This window comes from Massilia orientalis (assembly GCF_030411975.2).
Classification (GTDB): Bacteria; Pseudomonadota; Gammaproteobacteria; order Burkholderiales; family Burkholderiaceae_D; genus Telluria; species Telluria orientalis.
In genome coordinates this window covers 45,235-57,986 of sequence record NZ_JASNRB020000022.1, presented here as the reverse complement: position 1 = coordinate 57,986, position 12,752 = coordinate 45,235, and the positions used below count along the sequence as shown (strand labels likewise).

The following is a 12,752-nucleotide window of genomic DNA, read 5'->3' as shown; positions in this document are numbered from 1 at the left end:
AAAATCGAATGTGAGCGAAATGAAAACCTATGTAATCGGCGACCTGCAAGGGTGCGCCCATGAAGCCGGCCTGCTGCTGGAACGAATCGACGCGACGGCGGGACCAGGTATGCGCATCCTGTTCGTCGGCGACCTGATCAACCGCGGCCCCGATTCGCTGGGCGCGCTGCGCCGCATGAAGGCGCTGGCGGAAGCGAGCGATGGCCGCGTCGACGCCCTGCTCGGCAACCATGACCTGCACCTGCTGGCCGTGGCCGTCGGCGCCCAGAAAATGAGCCGGTCCGATACGCTGGACGAGATCCTCGCCGCGCCCGATCGCGATGCACTGATCGACTGGCTGCGCCGCCGCCCGCTCGCGATGTTCGTCGATGCCCACCTGCTGGTACATGCCGGCGTGGCGCCGCAGTGGACGGCCGCGCAGACGATGGCGCTGGCGGCCGAAGTGGAGGCTGTGCTGCGCGGCGACCACTGGATCGACTTCCTCGGCCAGATGTACGGCAACGAGCCGGACCGCTGGGACGACGGCCTCACGGGCATCGCCCGCCTGCGCTGCATCGTCAACGCGCTCACGCGCATGCGCCTGTGCTGGCCGGACGGCCGCATGGATTTCCATCACAAGGAAAGCGACAAGGGGCCGGAAGGCACGGACCTGCAGCCCTGGTTCGACCTGCCCAACCGCCGCACGCTCGATGTCACCGTCGTGTTCGGACACTGGTCGGCGCTCGGGCTCGTGCTGCGGCCGAATCTCGTGGGGCTGGACAGCGGTTGCGTGTGGGGCGGCAAGCTGACGGCCGTGTGCCTGGATGACCGGTCGCTGTTGCAGGTGGATTGTCCCGAGTACCGGGAGCACAGCGGGAAAAAGTAAGGCAAACGCAACGTCGTCCCCACGAAGGCGGGGACCCAATTTTGCATGCGTTTCGATAGGCTCGAACCTGGATTCCCGCCAAGGGGAGCGTCTGGCCCGGGAATGACGATTTTTAGGCTAACGGGTTATCTGATCGCCGGAGGTTGCGCACCCTGCCCCAGCGCCCCCGCGATCGCGTCATGCGCCGCCTGCGCCAGCTCGCGCCGGTGCGCGCCCGCCGCCGGGATCGGCGCCAGGCAGGCCAGCCGCGCGACCACCGGTTCACCGCCGAGGATGCGCACGATGCTGTCGACGAACGTCGTCTCGCCCGTGTAGTCGACGGCCGGATGCCAGCCGCCGTCCGCGTCGACATAGGCCAGCGCGACCGGCTGCACGGGCACCGCGGCGTCGATGGCGGCTTCGAACAGATTGGCGTGGAACGGCAGCACCGTGCCCTGGCTGGCCGTCGTCCCCTCGGGGAAGAACGCCACGCGGCGGTGCTGGCCGAGGACTTCCACGAGGCCCTTGAAGATGTGGCGCAGGTCGCGCCGGCTGCCGCGCGCGATGAACACCGTGCCCGCCTGCGCGACGAGCCAGCCGACCACGGGCCAGGCGCGGATCTCGGCCTTGGCCACGAAGCGGCACGGGTGCACGGCATTGATGACGAAGATGTCGAGCCACGAGATGTGGTTCGCGACGATGAGCGCGTGCGCCAGCGAGTCCTCGCCCGGCACGCGCTCGAGGCGCACGCGGCAGATGCCCAGCAGGCGTACCGACCAGCGCTGGATCAGGCGCTCGCGCAGGGCATCGCCCGCCCACGGGAACACGAGGGCGCAGGTGACCAGGCCCTGGACCAGGTGGAGGACGAGGCGCGCGAGGCGCCACGCGAGCTTGATCTTCAATCAGCGTTCGAACGCGACGTGGCCGGCGACGATCGTCGCCTTTACCTGGCCAGCCAGTTCGTAGCCGAGGAACGGCGTGTGCTTGCCCTGGCTCGCGAGGGCGGCCGCGTTGACGGTCCAGCGCGTGTCCGGGTCGAACAGCACGACGTCCGCGCTTGCGCCCTGTGCCAGCGTGCCGGCGGACAGGCCCGCCGTGCGCGCCGGATCGCTCGTGATCCTGGCCAGCGCGGTCGACAATGCCTTCCCATCGTTGCCTTGCTCGGCCGCCCATTTCAGCATCAAGGACAGCAGCAGTTCCAGGCCGGTGGCGCCGGGCGAGGCCTCGGCGAACGGCAGCAGCTTCTCGTCGTCGTCGACCGGAGTGTGGTCCGAGCAGACGGCGTCCACGGTGCCGTCCTGGACGGCCGCGCGGATCGCGTCGCGGTCGCGCTGGCTGCGTAGCGGCGGCGTGAGGCGCGCGTTGGAATCGAAGAAGCCGATGTCGGCATCCGTCATGTGCAGGTGGTGCACGCCGACGTCGCACGTGACCGGCAAGCCTTCCTTCTTGGCGGCGCGGATCAGGTCCAGCGCGGCGGCCGACGAGATGCGGCACAGGTGCACGCGCGCACCGGAGGCGCGCATCAGTTCGAAGATCGTGTGCAGCGCGATGGTCTCTGACATCACCGGCACGCCGGACAGGCCCAGGCGCGACGCCAGCGGGCCGCTGTGGGCAATGCCGCCGCGGCCGATGTGCGGGTCCTGCGGGCGCAGCCACACGGTGTAGCCGAACGTCTTCGCGTACTGCATGGCGCGCAACAGCACGGTGGTGTCCTCGATCGGTTCCTCGGCCTGCGCGAAGCCGATGCAGCCGGCTTCCGTCAGCTCGGCCATCTCGGTCAGCGCCTTGCCCTTCAGGCCGACGGTCAGCGCGCCCAGCGGATGCACGTTGGCCTGGTTCAGCAGGCGCGCGCGGTGCTTGAGCATTTCGACGAGGCCCGGCTCGTCCAGCACGGGGTCGGTGTCGGGCGGGCACACGAGCGTCGTCACACCGCCCTGCACCGCGGCCTGCATTTCCGATTCCAGCGTCGCCTTGTATTCGTAGCCCGGCTCGCGCAGGCGGGCGGAAAGGTCGACGAGGCCCGGCGCGACGACGAGGCCCGCGGCGTCGATCGTGCGCGCGGCCGTGAAGCCGGCGGGTGCGTTGCCGATGCCGGCGATCTTGCCGTCGGCGATGTAGAGGTCCTGGACGGCGTCGATGCCGGCCGCCGGGTCGATCAGGCGCCCGTTCTTGATGTGCAAGTTATTCATACGTGCGAATTTAAGTGTGACTACCGGCTAAGATACTCATGACGGCCATGCGGACCGCGATACCGAAGGTGACCTGGGGCAGGATCACGGCCTGGGCGCCGTCCGCCACGGCCGAATCGATCTCCACGCCGCGGTTCATCGGGCCCGGGTGCATCACGATGGCGTCCGGTTTCGCGAGCGCCAGGCGCTCCGGCGTCAGGCCGTAGCTCTTGAAATACTCGCCGGCCGACGGCAGCAGCGCGCCCGACATGCGCTCGTTCTGCAGGCGCAGCATGATGATCACGTCGACGTCCTTCAGACCCTCGTCCATGTTCGTGAACACGCGCACGCCCATCTGTTCCAGGCCGCCCGGCAGCAGCGTGTGCGGGCCGATGGCGCGCACTTCCGGCACGCCCAGCGTCGTCAGCGCGTGGATGTCCGAACGGGCCACGCGGCTGTGCAGGATGTCGCCGACGATGGCCACGCGCAGGTTCGTGAAATCCTTCTTGTAGTGGCGGATCGTGTACATGTCGAGCAGGCCCTGCGTCGGGTGCGCGTGGCGGCCGTCGCCCGCGTTCACCACGTGCACGTGGTTCTGCTGCGTGTCGTTCAGGTGCTTGGCGATCAGGTACGGCGCGCCCGACTGCGCGTGGCGCACGACGAACATGTCGGCGTGCATGGCCGACAAGTTGTCGATCGTGTCCAGCAGCGATTCGCCCTTGCTCGTCGACGAGGCGGCGATGTTCAGGTTGATGACGTCGGCCGACAGGCGCTTCGACGCGATCTCGAACGTCGTGCGCGTGCGCGTCGAGTTTTCGAAGAACAGGTTGAAGACGCTTTTCCCGCGCATCAGCGGCACCTTCTTGACCTCGCGGTCGGAGATGCTCACGAAGCTCGAGGCGGTGTCGAGGATGTGGTTGATGATGGCCTTGGGCAGTCCCTCGATGGTAAGGAGGTGCTGCAGTTCGCCGTTCTTGTTCAGTTGCGGGTTATGCATTGTCGTCTTCGATCGTGAGCGAGAGTCGACCGTTCGGGTCACGCGCGAGCGCGAGCGAGCGGCCAGGGGCAAGCTGTGCGTGCGCGCCGACGAAATCGGCGGCGACCGGGAGTTCGCGGCCGCCGCGGTCCGCCAGCGCGGCCAGCATGATACGCTGCGGACGGCCGTAGTCGAACAGCACGTTGATCGCCGCGCGCACCGTGCGGCCGGTGTACAGCACGTCGTCGACGAGCACGATGGTCGCGCCGTCGACGTTGAATTCGATCCGGGTCGGCTTCACGTCCGGATGCAGGCCCTTGCGGGCAAAGTCGTCGCGGTAGAACGAGACGTCGATGAAGCCCAGGCGGGATTGCAGGCCCAGGTCGGCCGCGAGACGTTCCGCGAGCCAGGCGCCGCCCGAGTGGATGCCGACGATGGCGGCATCCGCCACGCCCGTGAGACCCGCGCGCACCTGCGCGAGCAGGTCGCGGTACAGGGCCTCGGCATCCAGGCCATCCGCGTCGTTAATATGAGTTGGCATGATCGTCAAAGTATTGTTGCAAAATGATGGCGGCGGCCTTGGCGTCGATGATCTCGCCGCGCTTGGCGGGAATGACGGCCGACGAGTAGCGCTCGTCGACGAGTTCGACGGGCAGGTTGAAGCGGCCGTTAAGCTGATTCGCGAAGCGGCGCGCGCGCAGGGTCATCTCGTGCTCCGCGCCGTCCGGATGGCGCGGCTCGCCCACGACGAGCCGCGCGGGGCGCCATTGTTCGATCAGGTCGCCGATGACCTTGAAGCGGGTCGTATTGTCGACCGCCTTGATGACGGACAGCGGTTGCGCCTGTCCCGTCAGCGTATTTCCCATGGCGATGCCGATGCGCTTGATGCCGAAGTCGAAGCCTAGAACGATGTCGACCATTACCTGCGTCGACTCCGGGTTGTAAAGCGCCCGTCAAGCATGGCCGGCCTCGGAAGCCAGCATGAGGGGATCGATCCCCAGCAGCTTGATGGCCGCGTTGTAGCGCTCCTCGATCGGCAGGTCGAACAGCACGCGCGCGTCGGCGCTCACCGTGAGCCAGCCGTTGCGGGCGATCTCTTCTTCCAGCTGGCCCGGACTCCACCCTGCATAACCGATCGAGACGAGCATGCGGTGCGGGCCGGTGCCGTTGGCGACGGCTTCCAGCACGTCGATCGACGTCGTGAACGCGACGTCGTCGGTGACGCTCAGCGACGAGGAATAGCGGCCGCCGGGCGAATGCAGCACGAAGCCGCGGTCGTCCTGGACCGGGCCGCCGAACATGATCGGCGCGTCCTCGACGCTGGCGCGCAGCCCTTCCGCCACTTTCAGGTCGATGCGGTCGAACAGCACGTCCATGGTCATGTCGGTGGGCTTGTTGATGACGACGCCGAGCACGCCCTTCTCGTTGTGCTCGCAGATATACACGACAGTGCCGCCGAAGATCGGGTCATTCATGGACGGCATGGCAATCAGGAAATGATTAGCCAGGTTCAGCTGGGACGTGGATGCACTCAACGTGCCGAGGAGAGGCGTGTCTTCCTGGGGCATCCCGGGCATGGTTAGAGGCTTGCCGACCTTACTTTTTTTCATGCTCATACTCTCTGTTGGCTCACTCTCTGGGGTTACCGCGGCATTGCTATGCTGAAAAGCTGGACTTTTCGCTAGTTTACACCGAATTGCCCGACCGGCCACGGAAGCCGGTCGGCGGGGCAAACCTGAGAGATGGTAGACAGTAAAATTCTGGACTGCATTGACTCAACACACAGAAGATGACTCTGAGAAACTCGCTGGTCTGGTTCCGGCGCGATTTGCGCGTGGACGACCATGCCGCGCTACATCACGCCCTGCTCTCCTCACGCCGGGTGGTTGGCGTGTTCGTGTTCGATACGGACATCCTGGCCGGTCTGCCGTCCGACGACCGGCGCATTCAATTTCTGCTCGACAGCGTGCGCGAGCTGGATGCGCGCCTGCATGCAATGGGAGGTTACCTCATCGTGCGGCACGGGCGCGCCGCGCAGGTGATCCCGGCGCTGGCGGCCGAACTGGATGCGGAATCCGTGTTCGCCAACCGGGATTACGAACCGCAGGCCATCGCCCGCGACCGCGCCGTGCAGGGCGCCCTGCGCGCGGCCGGCCGCAGCCTGCAGACGTTCAAGGACCAGGTCATCTTCGAGCAGGACGAAGTATTGACGCTGGCCGGCGGCCCCTATTCGGTCTTCACGCCGTACAAGAACGCGTGGCTGAAACGCCTCGCGCGCGAACCGGAGGCGCTGCGGCCGTACGAGACGGCCCCGCACGCGGGCGCGCTCGCGCCGGCGCCCGCGGATCACGCCCCGCCCGCGCTGGCCGATCTCGGTTTCGTTCCGAATGCCGCACCCATCGCGCATCCCGGCATGACGGGTGCGGAAGCACTGCTGGCGCAATTCGGGCAGCGTCTCGCGCGCTACGACCACGACCGGGACTTCCCGGCCCTGGACGCCACGTCGCGCCTGTCGATCCACCTGCGTTTCGGTACGCTGTCCGTGCGCCGCCTCGTCGCCATGCTGCAGGAACGCATCGCCGACGGCAGCGGCGGTGCCGGTGCGCCCGTGTGGCTGTCGGAACTGATCTGGCGCGAGTTCTACATGATGATCCTGGCGCGCCATCCGCGCGTCGTCACGCAATCGTTCAAGCCCGCCTTCGACGCCGTCGCGTGGGACGACGGTGCGGAGGCGGACGCGCTGTTCGACGCGTGGTGCGCGGGCCGCACGGGCTATCCGCTCGTCGACGCCGCGATGCTGCAGCTGGAACGCACGGGTTTCATGCACAACCGCCTGCGCATGGTGACGGCCAGCTTCCTGACCAAGGACCTCGGCATCGATTGGCGCCGCGGCGAACGGTGGTTCGCGCTGAAGCTGAACGATTACGAACTGGCGTCGAACAACGGCGGCTGGCAATGGGCGGCGTCGACGGGGTGCGATGCGCAGCCGTGGTTCCGCATCTTCAATCCCGTCACGCAGTCGAAGCGGTTCGATCCGGACGGGGCGTTCATCCGGCAGTACCTGCCGCAGCTGGCCGGCTTGAGCGGGGCGGCCATGCATGCGCCGTGGCTGGCGAAGCCGGAGGTTTTACAGGAGGCCGGCGTCGTGCTCGGGAAGGATTATCCGGTGCCGGTGGTGGACCACGAAGCAGCGAGAGAGAAAACACTCGCGCGCTTCAAGGCGATCCGTGACCTGTAAACGTCATCCCCGCGGAGGCGGGAATCCGAGTTCTGCATGCGCGGCCGAAACGCGTGCAAATTGGGCCCCCGCCTCCGCGGGGGCGACGTTCATGTGTTACGAGTTTCGAGCAATCCCGTAATCGCCGCCAGCAACGCATCTTCCTGGTACGGCTTGCCGAAATACGCATCGACCCCGAGCCCCAGCGCCACGTTGCGGTGCTTGTCCGCCGTGCGCGACGTGATCATGATGATCGGCAGCGCCGCCGTGGCAGCGTCTCCGCGCACGTGGCGCGTGAGGTCGAAGCCGTCCATGCGCGGCATCTCGATATCGACCAGCATCAGGTCCGGACGCGTCTCCTGCATCTGCTCGAGCGCATCGACGCCGTCCTTGGCCAACAGCACGCGATAGCCTTCGCGCTCCAGCAGGCGCTGGGTGACCTTGCGCACGGTGAGCGAATCGTCCACGACCATGATGGTCGCGATGCGCGCGGCCGGCGCCGGTGCCGGCATCTCCACGGCACGGCCGGGGCGCGCGCCCTGTCCCGCCAGCTGCACCGGGTCGAGGATCAGCACGATCTCGCCCGAACCGAGCACCGTGGCGCCGGCGATGCCCGGCATGCGCGCCAGCTGCGGCCCGATGTTCTTGATGACGACCTCGCGGTTGCCCAGCACCTCGTCCACCCGTACGGCGACGCGCGTGTTGCCGCTCCTGAGGACCAGCACCGGCGACGAGCGCTGGCCACCGGCGCCGCCGGGTTCGTGCAGCAGCGCGGGCAGGTAATGCAGCGGGACGCTCTCGCCGTGGACGTTGATCGCCCCCGCGGCGAAGGCCGCATCGAGCTCCGCCTCGCGCACCTGCAGCACCTGCTCGACCAGCACGGCCGGCAGCGCATGCGTGCGCGGGCCGCTGGCGACCAGCACGACCTGCGTGACGGCCAGCGTGAGCGGCAGGTGGATGACGAAGGCGGCGCCGCGGCCCGGCGTCGTCTCGACGTCGACGCGGCCGCCCAGCGCGTGCGCTTCCGAGCGCACGACGTCCATGCCGACGCCGCGGCCGGCCAGTTCCGTCAGCGTGTCCGCCGTCGAGAAGCCCGGCTCGAACACCAGCTCGGCCGCGTCCTGGTCGGACACGTCCTCGCCGTCGGCCAACAGTCCGAGCGATGCCGCCTTGGCGCGGATGCGGCCCAGGTCGAGACCTGCGCCGTCGTCGGCGAAGCGGATCTCGACTTCGTTGCCCTGCTGGCTCACCTGCACGAGCAGTTCGCCCGTCTCCGGCTTGCCGGCGGCCAGGCGCTGCTCGCGCGGCTCGATGCCGTGCACGATGGCGTTGCGCAGCAGGTGTTCGAACGGCGCTGCCATGCGTTCCAGCACGCTGCGGTCGATCTCGACGCCGCCGCCGCGGATGTCCAGGTTGACGCGCTTGTCCATTTCCTTGGCGGTCTGGCGGGCGACGCGGAACAGGCGCTCGGACAGGCTCGCGAACGGCACCATCCGCACCCGCATCAGGTCGCGCTGCAGCTCCCGCGTGAGGCGCGACTGCGCGGCCAGGTCGTCGGCCGCCGTTTCCACCGTGCGCGCGAGGCCGTCGTGGAACGAACCGACGTCGTTCACGCTCTCGGCCATCATGCGCGTGAGTTCCTGCAGGCGCGTGAAGCGGTCGAATTCGAGCGGGTCGAATTCGCGCTCGCCCGCGATCGACAGGCGCGACGCGATCTGCGATTCCGCCTGCATCTCCACTTCGCGCAGCTGGCGCCGCAGGTTGGCGAGGTTGTCGGAGAATTCGGCCAGCATGCCCTTCAGCGTGCCGACCTGCGTCTCCAGCTTCGAGCGCGTGATCGACACCTCGCCGGCCTGGTTGACGAGGCGGTCGAGGATGTCGGCGCGCACGCGCACGAGCGGCGCGCGCGCGGCCTGCTCGTCCGCGGGCGCTGCCGGCAGCGCCGCGGGTTCCGGTGCCGCTGCGGGTTGGAGCACCGGCGCCGCCGGCTGCTGCAACTGCTCGAACAGCAGTTGCGCCTGGTCGTAGTTGGCCAGCAGTTCGTCGAACGCGGCCGGGTTCGTCGTCCCGGCGTGCAGCATGTTCTCGATCTGGGTTTCCAGCGCGTGCGTGTGCTGGCCGAGGCGCATCGCGCCGGCCATGCGCGCGCTGCCCTTCACCGTGTGCAGGGCGCGCAGCAGGCCTTGCGCGACGGCCGCGTCGGCCGGGTTCTGCTGCCACTGGCGCAGGCCGTTGCCGATCTGCGGCAGCAGGTCCGCCGCTTCTTCCATGAAGACGGGCAGCAGGTCCGCGTCGAGGTCGTCGACGAATACCGGCTCCGCGGCCAGCACCGCGTCCGCTTCCGGCTCGGCGACGGGGTCCGGCCGCGCCTCGGGTTCGGGTTCGGGTTCGGGTTCGGGCTCGGGTTCGGGTAGGGGCACCGGGATGTCGAACAACGCATCGATGTCGATGACCTCGTCCGCTTCGACCGGTGCGGGCGCGGGTTCGGCCTGCTCCAGCGTCGGCGCGGCGAACGGATCGTCGAAGTACGCATCGAACAGATCGTCGACGGCGCTCACGGCCGGATCGTCCTGGCGCGGTGCCGGCGCGCGCGGCGCCAGTTCCGTGCTGGCGGGCAGCGACGGCGTGCCGGTGGCGAGCGGCGGATCGGCCAGAATGCTCGCATACGTGGCGGCGAACAGCGCGTCCAGGCGCTGCGCCAGTTCCGGCTCGGCGTCGGCGATGACGGCGTCGGCGCGCTGGCGGCCCAGCGCATCGCGCAGCGCTTCCAGGCGCGCCAGCAGTTCCGGCTGCGCGGGCGCCAGTTCGCCCAGCGCGAACACCTGCAGCATGATGCGCACGCGCTCGACCGTCTCGTCCAGCAGGTCGAACTGGGCGCCGTCCAGCGGCGGAACGGCGACCTGCAGCGCTTCTTCCAGCGCCACGGCCAGTTCGCGCAGCGCGTTGAAGCCGACGGTGGCCGACGTGCCGCCCAGCGTGTGCGCCGCCTTCAGGGCCTGCGCGGACGCGGCGCGCAGCGGTTCCGCGCGCCAGCCGGCGAAGTCGTCGGCCAGCGTGCGCACCAGTTCCTCGGTCTCGCCGAGGTAGATGTTGTACAGCGGGAGCGGAATCTCCAGGTCGCCCACGTGCCGCACGTTCGCTTCCGACACGGGGAACGCGAGCACGTTGTCCGGCAGCTCGTCCGTGGACAGGGCCGGGAGCGGCGCGGGCGCCTCGTCGGGCGCGACCTCGAAGCCGGCGGCGGGTTCGACCGGTTCCGGTGACGGCTCGGATGCGGCGGGCACGGTATCGAGCGCGCCGACCGTTTCCGGTGCCAGCTCGGCCGGTGCATCGACCGCCGGCACCTCCGGCGTCGACACGAGCGGCGCCGGCGCTTCCGCCAGCGCGAACAGCCCACCGTCCTGCACGCGCCGGGCTGCCTGCACGAGCGCCGCGCCATCGCGCTGCGATCCGCCGGCCGCGAGTTCATCGACCCACGCGCCCAGCTCCGCATGCGCCTGCGCGAGCAGTGCCAGCAGGTCCGGCGTGGCGGCGCGCGCCTCGGCCAGCCACAGGTTCATGACCTTCTCGATGGCCGCCGCCGCCGCGGCGAACTGTTCGAGGTTCACCATGCGGCTGCTGCCCTTGAGCGTGTGGAAGCCGCGGCGCAGGCGCGTGAGCGTGTCCTGGTCGGCCGGATTCGCTTCGGCGGCCGGCAATGCGGTGCCGACGACGTCCAGCACTTCGCGGGCCTCGCCGATGAAGATCTCCAGCAGTTCGGCGTCGACGGCGTCCGGTGCCGCCACCGGCACGGCCTGCGACTCCGAAGGTGCCGGTGCTTCGAGCGGCAGCTCGTGGAACAGGCCCGCCGCCGCATCGAAGCGGTAGCGCCGGCGCGCGCCGTCGACGTTCTGCGCCAGCGCGTCGGTGAAGAAGCCGAGCGCGCCGATGTTGCGGGCCAGGTTGTCCAGCACGGCGCCGCGCGCCGCGGCATCCGGCGGCGTCTCGATCAGCGTGCGCACCTGGGCGCGCACGTGGTCGACGGCCTGCGTGGCCTGCTCCTGGTCGAGGATGGCCAGCGCACCCTGCAGCTGGTGCAGCAGTGGATCGACCTGTTCCAGGGCCGCGATGCGTGCCGCGTCTTCGTAGTAGTCGTCGATGAGTTTCTCGACCTGGCGCAGGCCCGTGCGGATCTCGCCCGCCAGCACCGCGACGGTCTGGCCCTGCTGCAGCTCGCGCGCCATCTCGCCGTGCCACACCGGCGCGTCCGGCGGGGTCGCGCCGTGCGCCAGCGCGAGCAGGCGCTGGCCGACGGCTTCCGCATGCTGGCCGAAGTCCTCGGGCAACTGGCGCACCTGGTCCAGGCCATGCTCGACGAACAGCATGGCCTCGGCCATCTCGAGGCTGAACTGGTCGCTGCGGCCGCCCGCCATCGATTCGCTGGCGGCCTGCCCCAGTTCGCGCAGCAGGTGCGCGAGCTGCGGTGCGCCCAGCTTCTCGCTGGCGCCCGCCAGCTTCGCCAGCGCGTCGTTGAAGCCGCCATCGAGCACGTCGCCGCCTTCCGTGGCGACGCGGTCCCACCCCTGCTTGGTCTCGATCAGCGCTTCCTTGGCATCCTTCAGCAGCTCCGGATCGACCTTGCCGTAGCGGCGTTCCAGGTAATCGGCCGGCACCTGGCCGCCGACGTGGTACGCGTCGCGCAGCTGGCGCGCATCAAGGGTAGGTTCCGGCGCGGCCGAGATGAAGAACAGCGCGTCGCGCAGCAGCGCTTCCGGCAGTTCGGTATGTCCCTGTACCGCGCGGCGCAGCTGCAGGTTGATCTGGCCGAACAGCTGCTTCACGTACAGGTCGGGCGCCACCTGGCCGTTCGCGACGAGGTCGGCGACGGCCTGCAGCGCCAGCCAGAACGCGTGGGCCTCCGCCTGCGGCTGGCCGTGGACGACGCTCGCCAATGCATCGCGCATGGCGGCCGCCTGGCCGCGCTGGGCGTCGACATCCTGGCTGCGCAGGAACAGCAGCAGCGCCTTCTCGAATGCGGCGCGGGTCGCGGCGTAGTCCGGCGTCGGGCCGGCGCCGCCGCCCGGCAGCAAGGCCGGCGCAAGGTCCAGCACGAGCATCTGGCCCGGGTGGACGCGTTCCACGCCCAGCAGTTCCTGCAGCGCGCGGTAGTACGGGAACAGGCGCACGGGTTGCGGCGCCGCGCCTTCCAGCAGCTCTTCCAGGTATTCGACGAGCGCCCGGTACGCCTCGCCCACGGCGCCGGCCCGCTCGGGGTCGAGCGCCAGGGTACCGTCCTTGAAGCGGTCGATGACCTGTTCGGCCGCCTCGCTCAGGCGTTCGACGCCGGCGACGTCGACCATCTGCAGGGCCCCGTGAGCCTGGTGCAGGTGCGACTTGGCATGCAGCAGCAGCGTGGGCTGCGCTTCCGGCGTGCGGCCGGCCGCATCCTGCAGCGCCTTGGCGGAACGCCCGAGGGCGTCGCGGATTTCACCGATGACCCAGGACAGGGGGCCGGTGTCGAAAGGCGGTGCGGAAGACGCGTGCGAAAACTGGGTCATGTGGGCAAAA

General features: G+C 69.1%; 9 protein-coding genes. 2 read left to right on the top strand and 7 right to left on the bottom strand.

The genetic code is table 11. The features are described 5' to 3' along the window. The first annotated feature begins 19 nt into the window (after positions 1–19). Positions 20–865, top strand: a complete 846-nt coding sequence (locus QPK29_RS27370; RefSeq protein ID WP_371768959.1) for a symmetrical bis(5'-nucleosyl)-tetraphosphatase — start codon at positions 20–22, stop codon at positions 863–865. A 125-nt stretch (positions 866–990) separates the two neighbouring features. Here the strand turns inward: QPK29_RS27370 and QPK29_RS27365 are convergent, their stop codons facing one another. Genes QPK29_RS27365 through QPK29_RS27340 form a run of 6 tightly spaced genes read right to left on the bottom strand, consistent with a single transcriptional unit; the run spans position 991 to position 5,556 of the window. Next, the gene (locus QPK29_RS27365; protein ID WP_371768958.1) at positions 991–1,746 is read right to left on the bottom strand and encodes a lysophospholipid acyltransferase family protein; all 756 of its coding nucleotides are present in this window, start codon (positions 1,744–1,746) and stop codon (positions 991–993) included. Beyond that, positions 1,747–3,033 (bottom strand): dihydroorotase, encoded by a 1,287-nt coding sequence (locus QPK29_RS27360; protein WP_056130008.1) that lies wholly within the window; start codon positions 3,031–3,033, stop codon positions 1,747–1,749. 10 nt (positions 3,034–3,043) lie between these two features. Further along, a complete protein-coding gene (locus QPK29_RS27355) occupies positions 3,044–4,009 on the bottom strand; it encodes an aspartate carbamoyltransferase catalytic subunit (RefSeq protein WP_036235592.1) in 966 nt (321 codons plus the stop codon). Continuing rightward, entirely contained in the window at positions 4,002–4,529 is a 528-nt protein-coding gene (pyrR, locus tag QPK29_RS27350; protein ID WP_056130006.1) for a bifunctional pyr operon transcriptional regulator/uracil phosphoribosyltransferase PyrR, read from the bottom strand. The genes QPK29_RS27355 and pyrR overlap by 8 nt, the downstream gene beginning before the upstream one ends. Then, the gene (gene ruvX / locus QPK29_RS27345; RefSeq protein ID WP_056130004.1) at positions 4,513–4,908 is read right to left on the bottom strand and encodes a Holliday junction resolvase RuvX; all 396 of its coding nucleotides are present in this window, start codon (positions 4,906–4,908) and stop codon (positions 4,513–4,515) included. Before ruvX ends, pyrR begins: the two co-directional genes overlap by 17 nt. A gap of 33 nt (positions 4,909–4,941) precedes the next feature. Continuing rightward, complete coding sequence (locus tag QPK29_RS27340) at positions 4,942–5,556, bottom strand: YqgE/AlgH family protein (RefSeq protein WP_371769171.1); 615 nt, start codon at positions 5,554–5,556, stop codon at positions 4,942–4,944. Positions 5,557–5,777: 221 nt separating this feature from the next. Between QPK29_RS27340 and QPK29_RS27335 the strand changes: the two genes are divergently transcribed. Then, positions 5,778–7,226, top strand: coding sequence for a cryptochrome/photolyase family protein (locus QPK29_RS27335; protein WP_371768957.1), 1,449 nt, complete (start codon positions 5,778–5,780; stop codon positions 7,224–7,226). Between the two features lie 89 nt (positions 7,227–7,315). On the opposite strand, the gene QPK29_RS27330 is transcribed toward QPK29_RS27335, so the two are convergent. After that, complete coding sequence (locus tag QPK29_RS27330) at positions 7,316–12,742, bottom strand: hybrid sensor histidine kinase/response regulator (protein WP_371768956.1); 5,427 nt, start codon at positions 12,740–12,742, stop codon at positions 7,316–7,318. Positions 12,743–12,752: the final 10 nt, after the last annotated feature.

What these genes read in the sequence shown, in the direction of transcription:
- pyrR (WP_056130006.1), bottom strand. Translation starts at nt 4,529, where the DNA reads ATGCCAACTCATATTAACGACGCGGATGGCCTGGATGCCGAGGCCCTG.
- QPK29_RS27355 (WP_036235592.1), bottom strand. Translation starts at nt 4,009, where the DNA reads ATGCATAACCCGCAACTGAACAAGAACGGCGAACTGCAGCACCTCCTT.
- ruvX (WP_056130004.1), bottom strand. Translation starts at nt 4,908, where the DNA reads ATGGTCGACATCGTTCTAGGCTTCGACTTCGGCATCAAGCGCATCGGC.
- QPK29_RS27370 (WP_371768959.1), top strand. Translation starts at nt 20, where the DNA reads ATGAAAACCTATGTAATCGGCGACCTGCAAGGGTGCGCCCATGAAGCC.
- QPK29_RS27340 (WP_371769171.1), bottom strand. Translation starts at nt 5,556, where the DNA reads ATGCCCCAGGAAGACACGCCTCTCCTCGGCACGTTGAGTGCATCCACG.
- QPK29_RS27335 (WP_371768957.1), top strand. Translation starts at nt 5,778, where the DNA reads ATGACTCTGAGAAACTCGCTGGTCTGGTTCCGGCGCGATTTGCGCGTG.
- QPK29_RS27330 (WP_371768956.1), bottom strand. Translation starts at nt 12,742, where the DNA reads ATGACCCAGTTTTCGCACGCGTCTTCCGCACCGCCTTTCGACACCGGC.
- QPK29_RS27360 (WP_056130008.1), bottom strand. Translation starts at nt 3,033, where the DNA reads ATGAATAACTTGCACATCAAGAACGGGCGCCTGATCGACCCGGCGGCC.